The sequence below is a fragment of the Chryseobacterium endalhagicum genome (assembly GCF_016745235.1).
In the GTDB taxonomy this organism is placed as follows: Bacteria; Bacteroidota; Bacteroidia; order Flavobacteriales; family Weeksellaceae; genus Chryseobacterium; species Chryseobacterium endalhagicum.
Map to the genome: position 1 here is coordinate 1,627,537 of NZ_JAELVM010000001.1, position 24,536 is coordinate 1,652,072.

Annotated in this window: 24 protein-coding genes; 16 read left to right on the forward strand and 8 right to left on the reverse strand. The window is 37.1% G+C overall.

The genetic code is table 11. The annotated features are described in order from the left end of the window. The first annotated feature begins 23 nt into the window (after positions 1 to 23). The 4 genes from JET18_RS07100 to JET18_RS07115 all read left to right on the forward strand — a co-directional run bounded on the left by JET18_RS07100 (position 24) and on the right by JET18_RS07115 (position 1,674). Positions 24 to 407 (forward strand): hypothetical protein, encoded by a 384-nt coding sequence (locus JET18_RS07100; protein ID WP_202089921.1) that lies wholly within the window; start codon positions 24 to 26, stop codon positions 405 to 407. Between the two features lie 167 nt (positions 408 to 574). Further along, complete coding sequence (locus JET18_RS07105) at positions 575 to 892, forward strand: hypothetical protein (protein WP_202089922.1); 318 nt, start codon at positions 575 to 577, stop codon at positions 890 to 892. A gap of 115 nt (positions 893 to 1,007) precedes the next feature. Next, positions 1,008 to 1,271, forward strand: coding sequence for a hypothetical protein (locus JET18_RS07110; protein ID WP_202089923.1), 264 nt, complete (start codon positions 1,008 to 1,010; stop codon positions 1,269 to 1,271). A gap of 79 nt (positions 1,272 to 1,350) precedes the next feature. Next, positions 1,351 to 1,674, forward strand: coding sequence for a hypothetical protein (locus JET18_RS07115; protein WP_202089924.1), 324 nt, complete (start codon positions 1,351 to 1,353; stop codon positions 1,672 to 1,674). Between the two features lie 377 nt (positions 1,675 to 2,051). On the opposite strand, the gene JET18_RS07120 is transcribed toward JET18_RS07115, so the two are convergent. Further along, the gene (locus tag JET18_RS07120) at positions 2,052 to 2,474 is read right to left on the reverse strand and encodes a transposase (RefSeq protein WP_202089925.1); all 423 of its coding nucleotides are present in this window, start codon (positions 2,472 to 2,474) and stop codon (positions 2,052 to 2,054) included. 1,027 nt (positions 2,475 to 3,501) lie between these two features. Here JET18_RS07120 and JET18_RS07125 point away from each other — a divergent pair. The 11 genes from JET18_RS07125 (at position 3,502) to JET18_RS07175 (ending at position 16,683) form a co-directional block, all read left to right on the forward strand. After that, complete coding sequence (locus tag JET18_RS07125) at positions 3,502 to 4,935, forward strand: tetratricopeptide repeat protein (RefSeq protein ID WP_202089926.1); 1,434 nt, start codon at positions 3,502 to 3,504, stop codon at positions 4,933 to 4,935. A 117-nt stretch (positions 4,936 to 5,052) separates the two neighbouring features. Next, a complete protein-coding gene (locus JET18_RS07130) occupies positions 5,053 to 6,486 on the forward strand; it encodes a tetratricopeptide repeat protein (protein ID WP_202089927.1) in 1,434 nt (477 codons plus the stop codon). Between the two features lie 255 nt (positions 6,487 to 6,741). Next, positions 6,742 to 7,614, forward strand: coding sequence for a hypothetical protein (locus JET18_RS07135; protein WP_202089928.1), 873 nt, complete (start codon positions 6,742 to 6,744; stop codon positions 7,612 to 7,614). A gap of 196 nt (positions 7,615 to 7,810) precedes the next feature. Further along, on the forward strand, positions 7,811 to 8,689 hold the full coding sequence (locus tag JET18_RS07140; RefSeq protein ID WP_202089929.1) for a hypothetical protein: 879 nt from the start codon (positions 7,811 to 7,813) through the stop codon (positions 8,687 to 8,689). A gap of 72 nt (positions 8,690 to 8,761) precedes the next feature. Continuing rightward, positions 8,762 to 9,655 (forward strand): hypothetical protein, encoded by an 894-nt coding sequence (locus JET18_RS07145; RefSeq protein WP_202089930.1) that lies wholly within the window; start codon positions 8,762 to 8,764, stop codon positions 9,653 to 9,655. A gap of 520 nt (positions 9,656 to 10,175) precedes the next feature. After that, on the forward strand, positions 10,176 to 11,063 hold the full coding sequence (locus JET18_RS07150) for a hypothetical protein (RefSeq protein WP_202089931.1): 888 nt from the start codon (positions 10,176 to 10,178) through the stop codon (positions 11,061 to 11,063). 153 nt (positions 11,064 to 11,216) lie between these two features. Then, complete coding sequence (locus tag JET18_RS07155) at positions 11,217 to 12,092, forward strand: hypothetical protein (protein WP_202089932.1); 876 nt, start codon at positions 11,217 to 11,219, stop codon at positions 12,090 to 12,092. Positions 12,093 to 12,160: 68 nt separating this feature from the next. Beyond that, a complete protein-coding gene (locus JET18_RS07160) occupies positions 12,161 to 13,057 on the forward strand; it encodes a hypothetical protein (protein WP_202089933.1) in 897 nt (298 codons plus the stop codon). A gap of 157 nt (positions 13,058 to 13,214) precedes the next feature. Further along, a complete protein-coding gene (locus JET18_RS07165; protein ID WP_202089934.1) occupies positions 13,215 to 13,580 on the forward strand; it encodes a helix-turn-helix domain-containing protein in 366 nt (121 codons plus the stop codon). A 276-nt stretch (positions 13,581 to 13,856) separates the two neighbouring features. After that, complete coding sequence (locus tag JET18_RS07170) at positions 13,857 to 14,429, forward strand: hypothetical protein (protein ID WP_202089935.1); 573 nt, start codon at positions 13,857 to 13,859, stop codon at positions 14,427 to 14,429. 454 nt (positions 14,430 to 14,883) lie between these two features. After that, a complete protein-coding gene (locus JET18_RS07175; RefSeq protein WP_202089936.1) occupies positions 14,884 to 16,683 on the forward strand; it encodes a POTRA domain-containing protein in 1,800 nt (599 codons plus the stop codon). Positions 16,684 to 16,731: 48 nt separating this feature from the next. Here the strand turns inward: JET18_RS07175 and JET18_RS07180 are convergent, their stop codons facing one another. The 5 genes from JET18_RS07180 to JET18_RS07200 all read right to left on the reverse strand — a co-directional run bounded on the left by JET18_RS07180 (position 16,732) and on the right by JET18_RS07200 (position 19,490). Beyond that, positions 16,732 to 17,394: a hypothetical protein gene (locus tag JET18_RS07180; protein WP_202089937.1), complete on the reverse strand. Its 663-nt coding sequence runs from the start codon at positions 17,392 to 17,394 to the stop codon at positions 16,732 to 16,734. A 6-nt stretch (positions 17,395 to 17,400) separates the two neighbouring features. Then, complete coding sequence (locus JET18_RS07185; RefSeq protein WP_202089938.1) at positions 17,401 to 18,036, reverse strand: hypothetical protein; 636 nt, start codon at positions 18,034 to 18,036, stop codon at positions 17,401 to 17,403. A 12-nt stretch (positions 18,037 to 18,048) separates the two neighbouring features. Then, positions 18,049 to 18,681: a hypothetical protein gene (locus JET18_RS07190; RefSeq protein WP_202089939.1), complete on the reverse strand. Its 633-nt coding sequence runs from the start codon at positions 18,679 to 18,681 to the stop codon at positions 18,049 to 18,051. Between the two features lie 102 nt (positions 18,682 to 18,783). Next, positions 18,784 to 19,119: a helix-turn-helix domain-containing protein gene (locus JET18_RS07195; RefSeq protein ID WP_202089940.1), complete on the reverse strand. Its 336-nt coding sequence runs from the start codon at positions 19,117 to 19,119 to the stop codon at positions 18,784 to 18,786. Further along, positions 19,095 to 19,490 carry a helix-turn-helix domain-containing protein gene (locus JET18_RS07200; RefSeq protein ID WP_228728497.1) on the reverse strand — a complete coding sequence of 132 codons (396 nt, stop codon included), beginning with the start codon at positions 19,488 to 19,490 and terminating at the stop codon, positions 19,095 to 19,097. The genes JET18_RS07195 and JET18_RS07200 overlap by 25 nt, the downstream gene beginning before the upstream one ends. A gap of 470 nt (positions 19,491 to 19,960) precedes the next feature. Between JET18_RS07200 and JET18_RS07205 the strand changes: the two genes are divergently transcribed. After that, positions 19,961 to 21,031, forward strand: coding sequence for a helix-turn-helix domain-containing protein (locus JET18_RS07205; protein ID WP_202089942.1), 1,071 nt, complete (start codon positions 19,961 to 19,963; stop codon positions 21,029 to 21,031). 225 nt (positions 21,032 to 21,256) lie between these two features. Here JET18_RS07205 and JET18_RS07210 read toward each other — a convergent pair whose 3' ends face one another. After that, positions 21,257 to 21,757 carry a hypothetical protein gene (locus JET18_RS07210; protein WP_202089943.1) on the reverse strand — a complete coding sequence of 167 codons (501 nt, stop codon included), beginning with the start codon at positions 21,755 to 21,757 and terminating at the stop codon, positions 21,257 to 21,259. Between the two features lie 6 nt (positions 21,758 to 21,763). After that, the gene (locus JET18_RS07215) at positions 21,764 to 24,535 is read right to left on the reverse strand and encodes a beta strand repeat-containing protein (protein ID WP_202089944.1); all 2,772 of its coding nucleotides are present in this window, start codon (positions 24,533 to 24,535) and stop codon (positions 21,764 to 21,766) included. Position 24,536: the final 1 nt, after the last annotated feature.

Below are 24,536 nucleotides of genomic sequence, written 5' to 3' on the forward strand. Positions count from 1 at the left end.
TGAGCTATTTTGATAATTAATTTATGATTAAAGATTTTTTTGATTACCATTATTATAGAGTTGCAAAATTCTATTACAAAAGAGATGGAGCAGATGCTACGACCGCATTGATAAGTGTTTCAGCAGTCCAGACATGGATTATAATTAATGTTTTATTATTTATAAAAGAATTTTTTTTTCAAAATGAAAAATTTAAATATGGATGGGCTATTTTTCTATTGGTAACGATCGGAATTATACTTTACAACAAAAGAAAATATAAGAATAAATATTTAGTATTAAGAAATAAATGGGTCAATGAAAAAAAGAATGAAAAAATGGTCAATGGCTTAATAATTATTGCAACAATTATTTTTTCATGGTGTCTGATATTCATTAATTTGTTGATAATAAAAAAAATACAATAAGAAATAATTACTGAATCAAATAAGAAAACATTCGCATTAGGCTATGTTATTGCAGGTGTTGAAAATATGGTTTTAGGAAGATAAAAAATAATTATGTTACAATATTTTGATATGATGTATTATCATCTAGCGACTTTTTACCAAAGATTTAGTAAAAAAACAAGTGGATGGCAAATACAGGCTTCTTTATTATTGGTATTACACAATCGATGTTATTATTAGATTTATGGATGACAATTAGCTCTATTTTAGATATTAAAGGTAAAGTAACCATTTATGAGAAAATTATTTTTTGTTCAATAGGACTTTTTTTAATTTTTTATAATATTAAAAGATATGAAAAAAAATATAGATATTATAAATCTATATGGGGTGTCTATGAAGGTTATAGAAAAAGGCTACACGTTTTTTTAACTTTTTTTACGGTTATTTTTTCATGGTTATTTATTTTTATTTTAGGATTTATTTTTGATAAATATAAATAAGTGGGAGTCGGAGGAAAGCACCCCCGATGGTTAAATTGCCTATACTTTACCAAATGGAAATACTCACAAGCTGAATAAAAGATGGCGTATTTATTAGATTAAAATAATTAACTATATGAACGAAAATATCAGAATAGAGGAAGTGGGGGATATTAATTCGGATTATCCTTATTTAGAGGTTTTTTTGAATGATGAACTATCGCCATTTTTAGAGATATCTATTGATGACAAAGAATTATCATTTAAGATTTATTCTGTTAAAAAAGATATTATTTTAAATTATGAAGGATGGAAATACATTTACGAAGCTGCTAATGAGTTTCTGCCGCGTGCCTTAAAAAATGAAGATGACTATCTTAATCAGCTAGGAAATAGATGATATTCCAGATGTGTTGTTAATAAAATATAGAGTTGAAACTCAACCGCTATGTTAATAAACCTCTCCCCAATTAAATAAGATGAAAATTTCAAAAAATTATCGCTTTTTCCCTATGATACTAGGTTTAATATTAGTGGTTTATTTTTATGGATATAAGTATGTTTACAAAAATAATGATCATTTTTTTAAAAATAGAATTCAGGCTAAGGTTATTAAAGTAATAAATCATGAAGACAAATCGTTACAATTTTATTATAGTAATGAATATTGTATCACCATTACAAATACAAGAGGGGATACATTAAAAATTGGTGATTCAATTTCTAAAAAACATAACACAAAAAGTTTTGGCGTATACAGAATAAAGAATGGTAATTATATTTTTTTTAAAAACTATAAATAATTATAATATTTAACAAAAATCTCCCAGTTGGCGCGGGCATCTTGCTCGTGTTATAAAATAAAATCAACCTGCTGTTCATAGCAGGTTGATTTGTTTTTAGAGCTTTCATGGTTTTTTTTGTAAATTTTAATGTCTATGTTCAGGTGATATTGCTTATTGGGAATGTGGTTTCTTATTAAGTAATAAAATAGAACAATCTGAATTTTTTCGTTTTTCATATCTCTATACAGGGTAGAGGGTTACCCTGTATGTATCGAGATATTTTTGATTCATTTTGTGTTTTTAGAATCTTTAAAATTTAAAAGGAAGTAATAAAATATAAAATTTGTTTTTAAGAATATTTTCAATTTATTTAGGAATCACATCATAAAGTACTGTTAATACTTTTTGAGCCACTTATAAAGTGTAGTTCTGGGAATTTTGTATTCCCTGACGACTTCTTGTTTTGTTTTCTTTTTAGAATTCACTAAATCCAGAATAAACTCTATAATTTCTATGGTATAAATGTTCTTTCTGAATTCGGGAAGTTCTGTTTTCTGCTGTTTTATATTTTTATAATAATCAGGAGAAGATGGAGGAGAATACAATAACAGGTGCTGGGAATACATTCTGAAAAAATCATATTGCAGGAGTTTACTCCATTTTAACAGAAGTTCTGCATGCAGGGATTCACTGTTATACATATTCTGTATATCGTCTTCGCTGCAATGCAAAAAGTTGGTAAGTCTTTCTATAGAAAAATTTGTTTCCTTTACTCTTGTTTGTATAAGCTGGCCGATATGAATGTTTTTAAAAAGCATAATTATAAAGGTTGAAGTAAAATATTGTATGTAAGTATAAGAAGTATTATGAGGTTCCGGAATTTCAAATGATGATTCATATACTTTTGCAGTTATCATTCTTGAGGGTAATGAATGGACTAATATTATTCACTATATCCAGAAGGGGTGACAGTATTAATTCCAACTTGAGAATAAGTAATTGCAGAAGGGGGAATAATTAATAGAGAGAATAATTTTTTCATTTTCTTAAATATATCATTGTGTTTTCACTGCAATATTATGGCAAAGAGTTTTTTCATACAAAATATCATATATTACATAAGTATTACAATTGTTTAATTCTTTGATTTTCAGGTTTTTTAATTCTTTTTATTGAATCTCTGGCGTTATAGATTTCGAATTCAAAATAATAGAAGTTTTTAATTTACCCGGTTGCCTTCTGTTATGAATTCTGTAAACTGAACCAGAAGTTATTGTTTAGGAATAGGAGAAAAGTATTTTAAGAAGGGAGAGTTTAAAAGATGCAACGCGTGTAATACCTATGTAATATCTCTTTTTAAGAAATTTTCTTTCGAAATTTTTATTATTGCGCCCGGAATTAATAGTTACAACTTAACTAAGATCTATAAATACTTAATAATTGCTCACTTATTTTAATAGCTAAGTATTATTCCTCAAAACACAAACATGATATGATGAAATTTCTTATTTTTTGCTTCCGGTTTTTCTGTTTGCATAGGAAAAAATTGCCACGCTGTTTCTTAACTTCTCTACAAAGATATAACTACCGTTACATACAGGCTCAATTTGAACAAACCAGGAAAACCAGGGTGCGGAAAAAATCAAATATCTTTCCGATGAAGATATTTATGTTTTATTGAAAAATATAAATTATTTAACTTGATTTAGAGTGTTTTTTTTAAAAATATCTCCAAATAATTTAAATAATAAATTGAAGTGCATTTACTGGTTAAATTTGTAAATTTACTTTGACAAAGGAAATGCTTTGCCATTATACTTGTTATATTCCCAATAATTACACACGATGAAATTTTTTATTTTCTTTTTCCCGCTTTTGCTGTTTGCTCAGCCAAAAACAACTCCGAAAGCGATTGATGAAAGACTGAAAAAGTCTAATTTCCTTCTTGTTGATGGTAAAACAGATGACATGATTACCCTGAACCTATCTGTACTGAAGGATGCTAAAAGTATCGATTATCCAAAAGGAAGACTCTATGCATATTATAATTTAGCTCTTGCTTTTTCCATGCAGTATAAATATAATAAAAGCAATTATTATTTAAAGCTCATGGAACCCGAGTTTAAGTATATGGACGATGAAAGCCAGGAAATTGCCATGAATGTTGTATACAGTATGAATTACAGAGGAATTAAGATGTATGATGAAGCAATAAAAAAGCTTAAGAAGAATCTGATCCCGGCTGATCATATAAAAAATGATTCCACCAGATATTCGCTAAAAGGTATTCTTCTCACCCAGATCACCAGAAATTATATTGAGAAAAAAAATTATGACTCTGCTACCCATTATGGAAAGAGCGTTATTCAGGAGCTGAAGGGAGCTAAAAAAATGGACATAGGCCTGAACACAAACTTAAAAATTGTAACACTGCTTTTGGGTGAAGCAAAGCTTCATCAAAATAAAATTGATTCTGCTGAGTTTTATCTAAAATCGGCCCAATCTGTTCCTATACAGTTGGGTAATAATGAATTTGCAGCATTTAAGCTTTCGGGGCAGATCCACGATGCGAGAAAACACTATGATTCTGCTGTCACTGACTACGAAAAAGCAATAGAGCTTGCTGCAAAAATTAAGAATTTTAGAAAACTGGCAGAGCTGTACGGTTTAATATCCGCGGTACATGAAAAAACAGGACAGTCTGGTAATCAAAAAAAATATGAGCTTAAATACAATACCCTTAATGACAGCTTAAGAAAAATAGATGAAAATAATCTGAAAGATACTGTTGGCCTTCTTGTGGAAGAAAAGCAAAAGCCTCTGGAGTATAGAAATAACCTTTTATTCTACATTATACTTGCAGGAATTATGGGAACGGCTGTTATTGTCTTTTTTGTGTATAAACGGATAAGAAATAAAAATAAAGTATTAAATGTAAAAGAGCAGGAAGCCCAGGAGCTTAACCAAAAACTGAACTTTGCCTTTGAAGAGGTTATATTGTTAGCAAAAAAAAATGACCCTGAATTTCTTGCCCGTTTTCAGGAAGTTTATCCTGAATTTTTCCCGAAACTCCTGAAAATTGAACCTCAGCTGTTAAGTACAGAGCTAAAATTTTGTGCCTTACTGTTTCTCAATTTTTCTACCAAGGATATCGCGGCTTATACTTTTGTGCAGCCTCAGTCTATACAAACCAGAAAAAACAGACTGAGAAAAAAATTAAATATTACTTCTGATGAAGATATTTATATCTGGATGCAAAATATCACCAATAAAGCGTAATTCATTTCAAAATATTCTGTTATTTAATTAATATATTAAAGTATCTTTATCTTTTGTATTGTTAAGTTTTCTTTAATTTGATATTATGTTTATTGTATTCATAAATAATTCCGTGTGATGAAATTTATTATTCTCCTTTTTCCGGTTTTGCTGTTCGCTCAGCCAAAAATTATCCCAAAAACTGTTGATCAAAAACTGGAGAGATCAAATGCTCTTCTTATGGACGGCAAAACAGATGATATGATTACCTTGAATCTCTCAATACTGGAAGATTCTAAACATATTAATTATGCAAAAGGGAGACTGGCCGCGTACTATAATTTAGCACTTGCTTTTTCTCTGCAATACAGGTATAATAAAAGCAATCACTATTTAAAGATGATGGAACCTGAGTTTAAAAAAGCAAACGATGAAGACCAGGAAATTGCTATGAATATATTATACAGCATCAATTACAGAGGAATTAAAATGTATGATGAAGCATTGAAGAAACTTAAAAAGAATTTAGTACTGGCAAATGATTTAAAAACCGATTCCGTCAAGTACTCTATAAGGAGTATGCTTCTGGTTCAGATCGCTAAGAATTATATTGAAAAAAAGGACTACGACTCTGCTTCCTACTATAGCAAAAGAGTTATAGAAGAGGTGAAGAAGCCCAAAAAAATGGATCCGGGCTTGAATACAAGTTTAAAAGTAACCCTGTTACTTTTAGCTGAAGCAAAACTTAACCAAAATAAAATAGATTCTGCTGAGTTTTATGTAAAATCGGCTCAATCGGTACCCATACAATTCGGGAGTAATGAATTTACAACATTTAAACTGTTGGGGCAGATTCATGGTGCAAAAAAAGAATATGATTCTGCTGTTGCAAACTATAAAAAAGCGATAGAACTTGCTGCCAAAGCAAAGAATTCCAGAAAGCTTTTAGAACTATACGGATTAATATCCGGGATATACGAACAAACGGGACAGGCTGATGAAGAAAAAAAATATGAGCTTACCTATAATAAACTTAATGATAGTTTAAAGATAATAGATGAGGAAAACCTGAATGATACCGTTGATCTTCTTGTAGAAGAAAAACAAAAACCTTTAGAAGATAAAAATAATCTTTTGTTATACATTATACTTGCAGGAGCCGCAGGTACAGCTATTATTACCTTTTTTGTATACAGGAAGATAAAAAACAAAAATAAAATTTTAAATGTAAAAGAACAGGAAACCCAGGAGCTTAATCAAAAATTAGGCCTTGCCTTCGAAGAAGTTACACAGCTGGCAAAGAACAATGATCCTGAATTTCTTACCCGGTTTCAGGAGGTTTATCCTGAATTCTTCCCGAAGCTCCTGAAAATTGAACCTCAGCTGTTAAGTACAGAATTAAAATTTTGTGCCTTATTGTTTCTTAATTTTTCCACCAAAGATATAGCAGCTTATACTTTTGTGCAGCCTCAGTCTATACAAACCAGAAAAAACAGACTGAGAAAAAAACTGAATATACCTTCCGATGAAGACATTTATCTGTGGATGAAAAACATTAATGACGCAGTTTGATACCTTGCTATTCATCGGTACATTATAAACATAAAATTCATTGAACATTTAAGATATATTTCCCGGCTATTCTTTTTTTATAAATTTTTATGTATTTGTATGATTACAATGGTGTAAGACTTAAATAGTTGATAATAAGTGTTTTAAATAACTGTCATATCTAAGTAATAGGTGTTTTTTTGGTAAAAAAAGGCAAAAATAAAGAAATTTGCAACGGTTTGTTAGATCAGCCATACCTTAAAACAAAAACACACAATGAAGACAAAGCTGTTATTTCTGGCAGGTGCATTTTTTTTATCTGCACAGGCCTATTCCCAAGTTGGAATAAAAACACCAACACCCTCCAGTACCCTGGATGTAAGGGGATCTGTTGAAGGGAACTATCGTGAAATTTCCGGAACAGAAACCCTTATGGGTAATGATTATCATATTTCCTTTACCGGAACATCAAATTCAATTCTGAATCTTCCCTCAAAATCTGCTACTGATGGTTCGGCAGCAGATTTCAGGGGAAGAAAATACTACATCAAAAACAACAGTATAAACAATATTTTAACATTAACAGCAGCATCCGGACAGATTATTCGTTCAGGGGGGGTGAATGTGGATAGCAATACTATTGTTCTGCAACCGGGGAAACTTGCTGTACTTACAGCCGGTGGAGCTAATGGATGGGATCTGCAGGAAATTAAATGGGGACTTTTTGATTTAGCAACTAACGAGCCGGGAACTTCTGCACAAACGATACCTGCGGTAGATACCTATTATACTTTGACTGATTCTCCGGTTACCGTAACCGTACCTACTTCTGGTGCTAAAGTATTATTGAAGTTTACAGGTTATGGAAATGTGACAGGATCTGCCAATTCTTATGGTACAGTACGCTTAAAACTTTTACAGACAGGTACAGCATCTGCAACATATGCCCTGGCGGCTGCACAAAGCTGGTATAACAAAAAGAATGGAGCTACCACAGCCTTTGACTTCAAGACAGAATATAGTGTGACCAATCTTGCTCCCGGTAGCTATACATTCTCCCTGCAGTTTGAAAGAGAATCAGAAGTAGGTACTGTAAGCAGCCTGAAAGTCATGAGATCTGCAGGAAGAGCCGATGTCTATATAAAGTAACAGGCAGATCTGTTTTCTATGACTATTTTATTTAAAAAAATTCTGCTGCATACCGCAACAATTGATTTTTTTTAATTGATATCAGGTTTAGAACAGAATCAGGGCAGAAAAAAAATTATCCATTTCATTAAAAGCAAACGGCAAAAATTGGCAGATGGTTTCGGATCTGCTACAATCTGAAAACAAAATACACACAATGAATAAAAAAATAATAATCCTGGCAGGTGCCCTGTTTTTATCGGTACAGGCCTATTCTCAAATAGGTATCAATACACCAACGCCTTCCAGCACAGTGGATATAAGAGGATCTGTTGAAGGGAATTATCTTGAGATCACAGGTGACTATCCTCTTCTTCCTACTGACTACCATGTTTCCTTTTCAGGAACCGGAAATTCTAAATTAACCCTTCCTTCAAAATCTGCTACGGATAATTCAGCGGCAGATTTCAGGGGCAGGAAATATTATATTAAGAATAACAGTACTTCATCTACTTTAACTTTAACAGCGGCAAGCGGGCAGATTCTTCGCCTTGGAGGCAGTATTACCAACAGCAATACATTCGGCCTGAGACCGGGCAGGTCTGCAGTCCTTACTGCTGGAGGAGCTAACGGATGGGATATGGACGTTGATACCAGTACTTGGGAACTTTATGATATGGACTTTAAAGGGCCGGTTTTTACACCGGTAAATTTAGGATTTACTGCCATACCTGATTCCCGGGTTACGGTGACTGTACCTTCTTCAGACGCAGTCGTATTAGTAGACTTTACAGGTTTTGGACAGGGAATTGAATCAGGAGCTGATGGTATGGGCGGAGTATGGACATATGTGTATCAGGAAGGCGGCCCTGAACTTGGAGGGTACGGTTGGAGCGGTAAGTCATGGTATGATTATGCCGGAAACTATAACCCCAAATTTAATTTCGCTGTAAGGTACTCTGTTTCAGGTCTTGCCCCCGGGATATATACATTTTATTTAAGGATGCAAAGTGTAACAAGAGGAACTGCGGGAGGTGAGAATTTAGTAAGTCAAGCTCTGGGTAGCACAGGCAGGGCAGAAGTTTATATGCCGTAAAAAACAGACCCTATCACTGCTGAAATAAAATTTCAGCCTATTCAAATCTATCATAATCAGGAAATATACACAATGAATATAAAAACATTATTTTGGGCGGGCACCTTATTTTTGTCGGCACAGGCCTATTCTCAGATAGGTATTACAACACCAACACCTTCCAGTACTTTGGATGTAAGAGGATCTGTTGAAGGGAGCTATCGTGAAATTACAGGTAACTATACTCTTGCTGACACAGATTATCATGTTTCCTTTTCCGGAGTATCCAATGCAACTCTGAGCATTCCTGCAGCATCTGCCACAGATGGTTCTGCAGCAGATTTCAGGGGCAGAAAATATTATATTAAAAATAACAGTACAGCGACTGATTTAACCTTAATGGCTGCAAGCGGGCAGATCCTCCGTCTGGGAGGGGCTTCTCCGGATGCTGGTGCTTTTGTTTTAAAAGCCGGAAAATCGGCAGTACTTACCGCAGGAAATGCCAATGGGTGGGATCTGGACGTGGATGCCGCTAACTGGCAGCTTATAAATTCGCCCTATTTTCTGCGTCCTCCGATTCATGAGATCCCTGCCGGGAATTTATATACTGACTTAGAAGGCTCCCAGGTTACTGTTACAGTTCCTTCTTCAAACACAAAGGTAATATTAAATTATTCAGGTTACATATTCGTACAAATTGGAACTGGTGCTGTGGGTACAATGCGTTTTCAAATTGTTCGGACAGGCACCTCACCTGCAACTACTTATCCGGATGTAGACTTGGTGACATGGAATACTTCAAAAGTTGGAGGAGGAACATGTGATGCAGATTATTCAATAATGTATCCGGTTTCCAATCTTGCACCGGGAACCTATACATTTACTTTACAAATGAGAAGGGAATCAGAGAGCTTTGTGACTGCATCTTCAGTTAAACATTTCAGTAATGAAACTCATGTGCCTAGGGTAGACGTTTATTCCAAATAGATTCTAAAAACATGATAAAAAACAAAAACCTGGTAAAAATTTTAATCTATGCAAATCTGTAAAACCATGAGGCAGGACAAAAAAATGCAGTAGTTTAGATCAACTGTAATACTTAAGATTAATCTTATGATTATCCTTTTTACAAACAGGTAAACTTGTTATATGTATGCACGGCACAAATGACAGGAACTCATTTTTTCAAATAATTTGAAAGTTTTTGATTCCATCCGGATACGGCTTACAACATAGACATTTCAAATAGGTAACACATGTTTCTTTTTACAAAAAACAGGTGTTGCCTGTTTCTTTATAATATCAATCATAATTAGAAAAAAGATTAATTTTCGAAATTATTGATGAATGTATAGTTTTAGATTTATTTTTATTGTGTATTGAAAATCAATATTTTACAAAGATGTCATATCTGTGTAATAGGTGTTTTTTTGGTAAAAAAAGCAAAATGATACAAATTTGCAGCGGTTTGTAAGATCAGCCATACCTTAAAACAAAAACACACACAATGAAGAGAAAACTGCTATTTCTGGCAGGTGCATTTTTTTTATCTGCACAGGCCTATTCCCAAGTTGGGATAAAAACACCAACACCCTCCAGTACCCTGGATGTAAGAGGATCTATTGAAGGGAACTATCGTGAAATTTCCGGTTCCGAAACAGAAACCCTTATGGGTAATGATTATCATATCTCCTTTACAGGAGCATCAAATTTAACATTGAATCTTCCCTCAAAATCTGCCACAGATGGTTCAGCAGCAGATTTCAGGGGCAGAAAGTACTATATTAAGAATAACAGTACAACAGGCAGTAGCTTAACATTAACAGCGGCAGCCGGGCAGATCATTCGTTCGGGCGGCCTGGTTAACATAGACAGTAATACCATTGTTCTGCAACCGGGAAAACTTGCTGTACTTACAGCCGGGGGAGCTAATGGATGGGATCTGCAGGAAATTAAATGGGGGCTTTTCGATATGGCTATTGTGCAGGGAAATACCGCACAAACTGTTCCTGCAGGAAATAATTATTATACACTAATAACCGACTCTCCACTTACCGTAACTGTGCCTGCTGCAGGTGCTAAGGTATTATTGAAGTTTAGAGGTTATGCAAATGTAGTAGGATCTGCTAATTCTTATGGTACGTTACGTTTAAGGCTTCTTTTACAGACCGGCACCACATCTGTAACATATGATCTGGCGGCTGCACAAACCTGGTTTAACAGAAAGAATGGGGCTACCGTAGCCTTTAATTTCAAGGCCGACTATGGCTTGACCAATCTTGCTCCCGGTACCTATACATTCTCCCTGCAGGTAGTAAGAGAGGTTGAATCAGGTACTGTAAGCAGCCTGAAAGTCATGAGATCTACAGGAAGAGCCGATGTCTTTCTGAAATAAAAGGAAACCTGTTTCCCGTTACCATTTTACTTCAACATATTTTAACACAGAATATACAACAACAATTGATTTTTTTTAATTGATATAAGACAAACAGCAAAAAATTGGCGGATGGTTTCAAAGCTGCTGTAATCTAAAAACAAAATACACACAATGAATAAAAAAATAATAATCCTGGCAGGTGCCCTGTTTTTATCAGTACAGGCCTATTCTCAAATAGGTATCAATACACCAACGCCTTCCAGCACAATGGATGTAAGGGGATCTGTTGAAGGGAATTATCTTGAGATCACAGGTGACTATCCTCTTCTTTCTACTGACTACCATGTTTCCTTTTCAGGAACCGGAAATTCTAAATTAACCCTCCCTTCAAAATCTGCTACGGATAATTCAGTGGCAGATTTCAGGGGCAGGAAATATTATATTAAGAATAACAGTACTTCATCTACCTTAACTTTAACAGCGGCAAGCGGGCAGATTCTTCGCCTTGGAGGCAGTATTACCAACAGCAATACATTCGGCCTGAGACCGGGCAGGTCTGCAATCCTTACCGCTGGAGGGGCCAATGGATGGGATCTGGAAACGGATACCGGTAGCTGGGAACTTTATGACCTGGATTTCAAGGGTCCGAAACTGGTGTCTGTAAGTGCTCCAGGACGTTTAACTGATTCTCAGGTTACCGTGACCGTGCCTTCCTCAGATGCAATCGTATTACTGGAGTTTACAGCATATGGGCAGGGAACTCAATCAGGAGCTGAAGGGGCTGGTAACATGGATTTTCTTATAGCTCAACAAGGTCCGTCAGGATCAGGTTACGCCGGAACTGCTGGAATGATATCATGGTATGATTATCCCGGAAACACTGCCCCAAAATTTAATTTCGCAGGAACGTATAGTATTTCAGGTCTTACCCCAGGGGTATACACGTTTAATTTAACCCCATCGAACACGTCTGTTACTAATTACACGGCTAATACCCGATTAAATATTCTGGGTTCTACGGGCAGGGCAGAAGTTTATATACCATAAGAAACTATGTCCTTATGACTGTTAAATTTTCAGTCTATTCACTTTATCATAATCAGGAAATAAACACAATGAATATAAAAACATTATTTTGGGCGGGCACCTTGTTTTTGTCAGCACAGGCCTATTCTCAGATAGGTATTAAAACACCAACACCTTCAAGTACTTTGGATGTAAGAGGATCTATTGAAGGGAATTATCTTGAGATCACAGATGACTATCCTCTTCTTCCTACTGACTATCATGTTTCCTTTTCAGGAACCGGAAATTCTAAATTAACCCTCCCTTCAAAATCTGCTACGGATAATTCAGCAGTAGATTTCAGAGGCAGAAAGTATTATATCAGGAATAACAGTACAACGGCTGATTTAACCTTAACTGCGGCAGGCGGGGAGATTCTGCGTCTGGGAGGTACCTCTCCAGGCAGCAATATCTTTGTTTTAAAAGCCGGAAAATCGGCAACCCTTACCGCCGGAAATGCCAATGGGTGGGATCTGGACGTTAATACTAATTGGGCACTTGTAAATTTGCCATATATAATACCTACCGATTCACCGGGTGGTAGTGTACTTGCCGGGACTTCATATACTACAGTAGCTGGCTCCCAGATTAATGTTACGGTTCCTTCTCCAAACACAAAGCTGATATTAAGTTTTATGGGTAGCTTGAATATACAGGGGCAATCTAAACCTGGTGCATTTGGTACACTGCGTTTCCGAATTGCCCAGACAACAGGTACCACAACTACAACCTATAATGATGTAGACATGGCAAGCTGGGCCATGGCAAATACTAACCCACAAGCATGTGGATTAAATTACTCAATGATGTACCCTATTTCTAATCTTGCTCCGGGAACATATACGTTTTCTTTACAGGCAATAAGGGAAGCGGAGTCAGCAGGAGCTTCGGGTTTAGAGATTTGGTTTTACATTACAGCTCCCACAGCAGAGCTTTATCTGAAATAGAATCAAAAGATTGATAGTTGTTTTGTGGCTGCATAGTTTTTTGTTGTTTTGGCCGGAGATCAGTCACACTTCGGCCTTTTTCGGGCGTTTGAATAAAAAAACTAAGTACGGAAAATTAATATAAGATAAACCTAATAAATTAAATTGTTAATAAGTCATGCGAAGACTAGGATCACCGGATTATAAGAGAATTTATAATGATATTGTACGAGAAAAGTATCCGGAAAAAAAAGAACTGTGTAAATCTATTTTGGAAAAGAAAGAATTATCTTTTTTAGATATTATTAAGCTGAATTCTTTACTGTTTGGAGAAAAGAATAAAGAAAGATCTGTAGCCAACCAGAGGCATAAATCTTACGATATTTCAACAATTCGTGAAATTTTGGATTATCAGAAAAAAAACAGACTAAATAATACACAGCTGGCTATACATTTCAAATTAAGCAGAAATACCATAGCCAGATGGAAAAGGCTGCTTTCATCTAATAATCTGAATGTTGCTGCGATGAGAATCCTAAAGTGAAAAAGTATTGTTCTTCTTTATAGCAGCAGGACTTGAAAGATTTGTCCTGAAAGGTAATTCATTTGATTTCTCTTTATGTGGTATGGTTATTTCCAATATGGTTTCAGGCTGAAAAAAGCAGCCTGCAGTCTTTTACCATTCTGAATAATAATACTACCCAAACGGGTAATTGACGGGATAGTATATAATTGTAAAATTTGTGATGAAATAAGCTGTGCATTACAATCTGCTCGGGTGGCATTTCAAAATAAATACGAACCATCAAAACTAATACCTATGAAATCATCAATTTTTTTTCTGTCGCTGATCGCTATGTTTATATCAGCCGACCTTTTTGGACAAGGAACTTCCGGAACACCAGCACCAACACCTACAATACCCCTAAATCCAATAACAGATGTTGAAAAATGGCTCGCCATTTCTCCTATTTTGCTTTTTCTGTTAATTGTATGTACTGTTTTTTTAAAACTGAAAAAAGACAAAGTATCTCTCAAAGATCTCCTTTTGGATAAAGATGCCAATGTGCAGATGGAAGCAGAAAAAACAGAACAGGTTAAGGCTTTTGCGGCGGCTCCTGCTGCCAATCAGCAGTTACTGATGCAGACCGCCACTATGACTAGTAACGATCCCAATGCAGAGAAACCTAATACAAGCGTAAGCCGTTTTTTAGCTTTTATAAGCGGGTTGGTGTCTGTAGGACTGGCCTGTGTTCTGGCTGCTTTTGCCATGTGGAACTATTTTGACAATAATGTATTTCCGGAATTAAATAATCTGGTAGGAGTTTTACTTTCTCTCGGAATTGGGGTGGTGCCTTACGCATTTAATAAAATCAGTACTGCTGCCAAATAATTAAATGAATAAAGCTATGAGTACCGGAAAACAGCTATTGGAAACAGACCAAAATCATACTGAAGAAATATATTTCCGGTATCCTCATATCTTTTGAAAACTCCAATTACAAAGGCCGATGGGACCGTGCAGAATCTATATTCTGAATCGTGGATTGTATCAGGTTTCGTAAATTAAAATAAGGATAAGAAGCCAAAACATTTTGCAAAAAGGTTCGAGTCTTTCTATCATCACTAAAACCCCTGCTTATAGGGGTTTTATTATTTATATGCTTTGTTTTTGTAGAAAATGAATTTCCTGAATAATGAAGCCCGGAAGATATATCACAAACTGAGCTGTAAAATATCATTCATCTTTGTGGTACCTTGTTTATTTTTTCCGTTAAAACCTCGTTTTTTGCTTCTATTGGCTTGTAAATTGATGTCACAAGCTTTATCATATTCTTTGATTATTTATGAAAAGACTGCTTGTAATTTTTATGTTCTTTTTAAACGGTGTACTCCTTCTGAATGCACAAGAGAAAAAAGACTCGCTTTACTATAAAATAGAAAATTTTTCAGATAAAAGGAAAGTGACCAAGTTCATTCACCGTTTTATATTTCGCAGGCAGGCGGATTCGGCATCTGTCAGAACAACCACGGAGAAGCTGTCGCAGGAAACTCATCAGGGAAAACATATCAGAAATATCAGGATAGAAACCATTGACCCGTTTGGATACGGTTCAAAAGAGAAAAAACAAAAAACAAAATGGTATGACTGGTTTACCAATCATCTTCATGCCAATACAAGGAATTCCACCGTTGATAATTATTTACTTTTTAAGGAAGGTGAAGAATATAATGCCCAGAAACTCTACGAATCCGAGCGTTTGCTGAGGACGATGCCTTTTATAAACAGGGTAAACATCAGTGTTTCGGACAGTACTTCCAGCAAAGATTCTATTGATGTGGTGATTAAGGTTCTCGATTCCTGGAGCCTGAAGCCGAGGGTAAGTTATTCCGGAAGTAAAATCGGTCTGGGAGTGACGGAAGAAAATATGCTTGGATTGGGGCACGAATTGAATTTACTTTACAGAAACGATTCCAAAGAAAAGCAGGATTATCTCTTGGGAAGCTACACCGCATACAACCTTTGGGGTTCTTATATCAATGCTCAGATCCTGGGCGAAAGGGATTTCCTGAAAAATGAAAGAATCAATTTCAATGTCAGAAGGGACTTTTTCTCACCGCTGACGAAATGGGCGGGTGGTTTTACTTTCGAATATTTTATGCGGAATGTTCTGCTTCCTGTAGAAACGGATACGAAATTTCCGGAAGTTCAGATCAAGGTGTACAGCCAGGATTTATGGGGCGGTTACCAGATTCCCGTTTCAGCAGATTCCAATGAAAAAGTGAACAGCAATATTGCACTGATCGGAAGATTTCAGAATTACCAGTACAAAGACAGTCCCGGAATAGATCAGTATCAGTATTTCAGTTCTTACAGCAGCTTTCTGATGTCTGTTGGATTTATTCAGCGGGATTTCTCGGTTCAGAAAAATATTTTTCAATATGATTTGCCGGAGGATGTTGCTTATGGGAAGTCGCTGAGTTTTACGGCCGGAGCTTTATCCAGAAGTAATGAAGTGATGCCTTATGTAGGGGTTTCTGCATCTTACGGTAAATTCATGAGAGCAGGGTATTTCAATGTGAAAGCTCAGTTTGGAAGGTTTTTCAATGAAGACAGCCAGAACCGCGAGTCGTTTCGTTTGGAAGGAACGTATTTTACCCATCTCTCGGACTGGAAATTTGCCAAAGCAAGACATTTCTTTTCCCCGACTCTGGCATTGGGAAACCCACAGCACAATTATACCTATAAAGACAGAATTAATCTTACTTCTACCGATGAATTTCCGGTATACGACTCAGATTATATAGGAACCAAAAAACTGGTGCTGAGGTATCAGCTTCAGCTTTTTATCAACAAAACATGGAAGAATTTCCATTTCAGTCCGTACTTAACGGCGGCAGTCGGGTGGCTGGGCATGCCTGATGATACACTCCTTAAAACCACAGCCAATACAAAAGTAGGAATCGGTGTTTTAATTAATAATCCGTTTCTGGTTTTCAACAGAATTCAGATTTCTTTCACCTATTATCCGCGGGTTCCTTTTGATAATAATTCGGTCTTTGATTTTAACAGCAACCGGAATAATCTGCTGCCAATGAACAGCTTCGGAACGGATATTCCTCATTTCGTGAATTTTGGGAATTAATGATAAAAACCGGCCCGGAGAAATAAATCTGCCGGGCCGGAAACCATCTTAAAACCCGGAAGGCTTGCTTAGTGCCTGGGCAGAACCATTGGTTCCTCCGAGATCCTTAGTATTGTCATTGATATTCTGCTTCGTGATAAGATATTTATAAGCCATCAGATACAGATCCACTTTAAAGTTGTTGTAAGTACCATCAGGATTTACATAGTTCTGTAACGTACTGTCCGTAAAATTGGCCCTGATATGCCAGGTCCCGTTGCTTCTGAATGTATTGATATTGGGAGATCCCTGCTTATTATCATTAATACCGTTATTGCCATAGTCCAAAGCCACTTTCGTAGAACCATTACTGAGCTGGAAAGAATAATTATGAACCACCACCAGAAATCTGGAAGCATCTATTTTGGTATCATAATCCTGGATTCCTGTAGAAGGAACCCCTGAAATGGTCAGTTTTATATAATTGAATAATCCGCTGCTTTCAAGTGCCGGATCGTACAGGTCCAGGGTATTTTTAGAAGTGGCAAGAAAATGTCCGCCAGTTTTATCGGGTTCACCGGGATTTCTGAGATATAAAGAGTTGGTGTAGCTGGAACCGTTTACATCCAGCGTTTCTGTAGGGTTTGCGGTTTTAATTCCTACTTTTGTCTCCTGAGCATTGCTGGTTAATCCTGTCAGTAAGATGATGATGCTGTAAATTTTTCTTTTCATGATTTTTTATTGAAGACCTGATGGTGTATTAGTTGAAACTCCCGTAAAATTGCTTTTTATACTCCCGGTATACGTTCCCCAGTCTTTAACAAGTGCTTTCTCATAAACGCAAAGGGTAAGGGACCAGGTTCCGTTTTGGGCACCTGTGGTACCGGCTCCCTGAAAGCTTAGATTAATGGCATTATAGGCTATTCCTCCGCTCGTTACAGTTGTTACTTCCGTGGAATAGGCACCAAATGATTTGATACTGGTCGTCGTATTAACACCCGGCGTAGAATCCGTGAAAACAGCTCCGGTAATGGCGACAATGTATTTGGAGGTTTCCAGTCCTGTATTTAAATTCACAACATCATCCTGGCTGACATTTCTCAGCGTAATATTGTAAGTATTGACAGGTGCTACATTCCGGAGCGCAATATCGAGAAGCTTTACTTTTCCTACCGGATTGGAATCTTTTGAACGGGTAAGAAGGTAATAATTCCCTGTTGCAAATGAATTCTTTGTATCAATAACATAAGATTCGATCAGCGATCCTCCCAAAACATCCAGGGTTCCCTGTGGATTCTTTATATTGATTCCAACCTGTGCGCTAATGCTGAAATAGGTACAAGCTGAAAGTAAAAGTGTGGTTATCTTTTTCATGATATTTTAAGATTATTGGATTAATGGGGCAGAGGCAGCACCCGTTCCGGCGGTATTTACGGTTTGTGCCATATTGAATTCTTTGGCATAAGCCCTGTCGAAAACCAATAAATTAAGCGTCCAGACCCCTTTCGGAAGAGCATCATCTGTTGAGAATCCTGTATAATCTGCCCTCAGCTTCCAGGTGCCGTTTGAGCTATAAGCAAAAATATCAGGCATCGGAGTAATCCAGGTTGAATTATAAGTAAATACCGGCTGGGTAAATCCATGAGAGGCAATAATCACCAGGAACTTGCCGGAATTGATCTTGGTATCATACTCAGCGATCCAGTCCTTATCATCATTATTACAGGTGATTTTAAACTGAATCATATTGATGGGGGCCGGCGTGGTAGGCACAAAAGAATCATTGTAAGAAGTGATTTTGTTCTGCGGGGCCGGAGATTTAATTAAAAAAGAATAATTTTCATCTGCTCCCAGTTTTTCCAGCGGATCTTTTAAGGTCATCCCTGACGTCTTCATTGTCCCTTTCACCGTCAGTTCCTTTTCAGGATTAGAGGTATTGATCCCAACGCTTCCTGCGTTTTGAGCATGCGCAGAAATCATAGCACCGAGTAACAGTACTGTCGAAATAATTTTAATCATTGATTTTGTGTAATTTGTTTTTTTATAATTTTTTTCTTGTTGCTGCTGGCTGAAAATATGAGTTCCTGAGAACCCGCACCTCGCACCCCGGAACCCGCACCCCTAAACCTTAAACCTTCTTTTCCATTTCGCAATGGTATTCCGGCTCAGTTTAAAATGATTGGAGAGCTGCGTATTATTGAGCTTGTATTTTCTTTGGTATTCCAGTATCTTGAAAATAGACGGGTCGTCATAAGAACGGAGGCGCTGGTTCTCTGTAAATATTTCCTCGCTTCCAAAAATCCTCTGATTAAGCTGGATGATATCCAAAACGCTCAGATAGTCTTTGGATAGTATAGTTTCATATTCATTGATCTTATCCGGGAACTTTTTGGCAAGAATATCAGAATATATTTTTTTGTAGAAGGGCGGGGTTATTTTCTGTTTTTTACGATCCATTTGTGCAAAGTGGTTTTAGGAATATTATACTCTTCAATAATCTGTCTTTTTGTTTTTTCTCCTTTTTCCAGCATTTCCAGCATAAAATCAATTACCTCTCTGGTGTAGATATTTTTACGGAAATAAGGCATCTCCGAATGTTCCTTAGCCTTTTTGGCTTTATGATCTGCCGAAACCGGAGAATAAAGGATCAGATTTTGAGAATAAAACCTGAAAAAATCATACTCCAGGATTTTGCACCACTTCAAAAGGATCTCACAGTCAAGGCTTTTAGCATCATACATATTTAAAATGTCCTGGCTGGAACAGTTGAAAAAATTACAGAGCCGGGATAGGTCTATATTGCATTCAAGTGCCCGTTTACTGATCATGGGACCAATATTTATATCTTTAAAATTCATTAAATAAAACCGTATTAAAAGGTAAAAGACTAGGCTTTATGAAAAAGCAGAGAATAAAAGTTTTCGTGAAAAGTTCCGGTTGTAGAAAATATTTCTGTGGGAATTTATATATTATTCAGATTTCCGGTATTCGTTGATGTTTTTCTTTTTTCAATAAATATTTGTGTTTTCATCGGTACGTGTTGTTTTGTTGAATAGATAAGGGATTTTGCAATATTCTTTCCCGTTATAAAGACTTATGTATAAGAAATTGAAAATCGATTGACATTTTTCATTATTTTGAATATGTTCATATATTATTAAATTTGTAACTTACTTTTACAAAATTAGTTGATAAAAACAATCAAAAAATTCAAATCTAAATAGAATTTTAAATTTGATTAAAATTTATAATAATTTGTTAATCAATATTTTGTGTAAGTTGTTTTTTGAAATACATTATGATGGTAGCTGATAACGAATTTGTAAATACGTCTGTAGAGGCATTAAAGAGGAAACTGATTTCCCAGTATGTGAATTTAATGTCCGGAATATTGCTGGGATACGCGCTGGTATTTTATTTTGTTATTAAAGATACTTTTTTTGCCGCCTGTATGCTGGCCTATTCAGTTTTAATGTTTTACACCTTTATGATTATTCGTAAAAGTTATAACATCAAAGTCCTTGTTCATCTTTATATGACGTATGCGCCGTTATTTGCGGGATTTGTGATGCTCGACTTCTGGAAGTATTCTGCAGCTACTGCCATGTGGCTTCTGCCGGTACCGCTGGGAGCTCATGTTTTTCTGGGTAAAAAATACATTTACATTTACTCGTTGTATATATTTCTGATCATCGTTGCGGTGAGTGTCCTTAATAAATTTTTTACGTTTGATTATTTCAGCCTTGATGATGTCAAGGTTATGGTGGTTTCGGATACGTTTGTGGGTTTGTCCAATCTTGCGGTATTCATGCTTTTACTGTATTACAATGAAAAGATCAGAAAGGTAGAAATAGAAGAGAATATCTTTAATAAGCTGAAGTTTTCCGGGACAAACAGCCGCAGCCAGATGAATGATAGTTCCATTAATGCTAAAACGGATGCTGCTGAAACCGTTGAAAAAGATAAAGAGGTCTTCTCAGAGCAGGAAAATACAGAGAAATATGCTGCTTTATTTGAAGAAGTGAAAGATATTGTAGAAAACAAGGCTTATTTTACAGATGTGGATTTTACGATCTCTCAATTATCTAATATGTTGAAATCTAATAATTTATACATATCCAAATCCATCAGGCTCAATGGTTTCTCCAATTTTAACCACTATCTGAATACCTGCAGGATTGAGAATGTAAAAAAGCTGCTGTACGAAAATGATATCAGCAGAGTTACCCTGATGTATATCTACACAGAATCCGGATTTTCCAATCAGTCTACCTTCAACAGGGTATTTAAGCAGATCGAGGGAATCACACCTTCCGAATTTATAGCTACGATCAAAACAGATAAAGACAGTAGTCCGACGGATATGTAAGGCTTATGGGTTTCAATGAATCATTACATCTGATGGGTAACCTGGGACCGGGTTAAGAAAATTAATGCTCTTTTACCCCCGAAATATCCATGGCAAGGTTTTAAACCTTGCCATGGATGCCAACACTAATGTACCAGCTATAAAAACGAATACTTATTCTGAATTAAAACGATTTAAAACCAAAAAAAGCCGGCACATTCGTGCCGGCCTTCCTGTTTATTAAGTTTACTTCCAAAAGCTCCATTTTAATCCGTCAAATACAGCCATTGTTTTACTTACTGTATCGTAGCATACTGTTCCTGCTACCGGGCTTTTCATATTGGCTACAGGATTATTGACCTTGGGTAAAACCAGTGCTTTGCCTGCTGCTTCAAGGACCAGTACTCCATGCGCCGGAGAACTTGCAGCACCTATAATGACACCTCCTCCTGCCTCCGCAGATGCATTGGGCATGGTACCGGTAAGATTTCCGGGATCTGATAAGGATACCCATAGATTCTTTTCACGCATTTTTATTCTGAGGTCTGTTTTGTCCAGCAAAAATGTTCCGTTGCTTGCCGCAGCACCTGTTGGAAGGGTGTCTACCATCGGAAGGATAATGCCGGTATTCGATAAAGGGAAGTCCAGGATAGCGTCTCCGTCTACAGAAGCTTTCCCCATGCCCACCTGTGCTGCCAGAGACGAAAATCCGGCAAGAATAACTGCTGATAATATTATTTTTTTCATTTTTGATTAATTAAAAGTTTCGTTACAGCTTCTTACTACGCAATGCCATGTGGTTCCGTTGTAAAGTTTAATGCATTGGTCCACGGTGTCATAAATAAGCATTCCCTCTACAGGATTTGCGATTAATGAACTTTGGGTACGTGTAATGACAAAGCCTCTTGTTTTGGATTCCAGAGCTACGGCGCCATTCGGAATATTTTCCGGCCATCCGCTTTGTTTCGTCTGAATGGTAATCCCGATTTTCGTAATAACATCCGCTGGAGAGGTATTCGGGTCTTTTGTACAGAAACTGAATTTAGCAAAGGTGAAAAACTTTCCGTTTGGAATCTGAATCCCAGGGGTAGTACTGCTTGTGAGAGGAATATTGACAACATTGGTGGTCATGGCGTCATCATCTGCATAGATCAGATACGTTGCCTGGATGTCGGAAGTTTTGATGTACAGGTTCTGTGCGGTTCCTGTAGACTGTACTTTCCATCTGCGGTTCATGATGTTCTGCGCGTTATAGGTTGTTGCCGCACCGTTGTTCCCCGTTATAAAGTAGAATTGGTCATTGGCAATATCCGTATGGTTCGCGCTGCTGTTGGCGTTGGTGAAATTGTTGTTGGTGCTGATGGTAATAATATCCGCCGCAGCATCCTGTGATTTTGAAATTCTCTGATGCAGCCCTTCAACATCTTCTCTCGCTATACCGATCACATTGGTATGGTAGGAACTTGCAGCCGCAGACCACACTGTTGTTCCGTTGGGACTTGTATAATTTACAGGAGATGCAAAGGTTCCTAAGGTAATTCCGTATTTAATAGCCAGATAAGATACTACTTTGTTGTAATCTGTACTGCCCAAAACCGAATTATACATTATATTTTCCGGCATTATGATATCTATTCCGTCATCAGGTCCGCCGTCACCGTCAACACCTATTAACAGATCTGTTCCTGATTTTGAAAGACTGGCACCGCTGCCTTTTGATACACTGTTTACCTGATAGGCAATCGTCCCGGTTCCGGTAGCGGAAAATGTACTAACAGCAGGAATGTTTACGGTATAGGATGCTGATCCCACAGCAGAAGGCCATGCGATAGGAAAATTAGCTAAAGCCCCGAACCATTCGCCGCTGCCGCTTATTGCGTTTAAATTGGCGCCCCCGTGAAAATGGAACATATTTCTATATCCTATAACAGTTGGATTTTTGTGCAGTGCAATCATGGTATAATCATCTCCCGTACCTGCAAATGCATTTCGTATACCAAGACCGGAAGTAGTGGTAGATTGTGCCACAGGGTTGAAATTGATGTTCATCGCAGAAGAGTTCCGGTATAATGGTCCGGTTGTCTGCAAAGCAATGGAGTTGGGAGAAGCTGCCCCTCCGGTAAAATTACCTCCTATCAATCCTTTATTAGGCCAGGTGGATATTGCTGTATTGTCCGTGGTATTTCCATTCGGGTTATCATCCGCTTTTATCCAGACCCGCAGATTGTTGACAATTCCTCCCGGAGCCTGTACAAAAGCGGCCAGGGTAAAATACTGTCCGTCCGTAAGAGAAACATCAGCATAATTATAAATCACTCCGTTGATGGTCTGCGTGTTTGCTGACATATCAGTAACGGTGTTGCCTGTCGTAAAGCTATTTGAGCTATTTTGAACAAGTTTTAAATTTGTCAGTCCCTGTGGCCACATCACTCTTACCGTTCCTACAGAACCGGTATTCTGAACTTTCCAGACTGCTCCGAAACGGGAATTAACTCCGGGAATCCCACTGATAATAACAGAAGGAGCTTTTGCGAGTCCATTATCTCCAACAACAAGAAACTGCTGATCTGTTAACGTTCCGGAATTGGCAGTGTTTGTATCAGCCATTCCTGTAAGTCCGATCAAAATCTGCTGTCCTAAACTGGTGCTCATCGACTGCTTTTGATAAAGAACAGAATTATCATCCCTGCCGATTCCGGTAATATTATTGAGGTATCCCGTATTGGCAGAAGCACTCCAGTAATTGGTGGTTCCGTTTGAGGCTGTATAATTACCGGATTTTGAGATTCCGTACTTCAAAGACAGATAACTTTCAATCTGCTGGCGTGCTGATTCCGTTTGGGTTATATTGTAAATAACAATTTCAGCAATATCTGAATTCGCAAACTTGTTGGCACTGGTCCCTTCGGCGCCCACCCAGAAGTTTTTGGCTCCTGCGATAGCTGTGTTATTGTTAAAGCTGGTAGATATTGCGGTTCCGTTAAGATAGGCCGTAGCTCCATTGGAAGATCCGTTTAATGACTGAAGGCGGGTTTCATTGATCACCGGAGCGGAAGTTACGATGCTCCGGTTTGTGATCAGCATGCCGCCGTCTGAGTTTCCACCTACATTCCAGGTTCCTCCGGCGCCGTCAGAATGACTGTAAAGCGGGTTCATTGCTGCGCCCAGTTTTTTATACACAACATACTGCGATGTAGTGTAAGGGCTTGCAGATGTTGTGGTTACATTTTGCGGAACATTAGATGATGTGGCTAAACGGTCATCAATACCGTCAAATCTTACGGATGGATTAAAATTAATCTGGCTTGAGGTGGGCAGGGTAGCAGCCGTGCCTTGCTGGACCAGATTGTATAAATTATAAGAACTGTTGTTCCATCCGATGATATTGCTGCCTGCGGCAACTGTTCCCAGATTACCTTTATACCATAATTGAGATCCGCCGATTCCACCGGGGCTTTGAGCTTTTGTAAGCATGAGGGTATTCATCATCAGGAATACACCCATGAAAGTATTTATTTTTTTCACC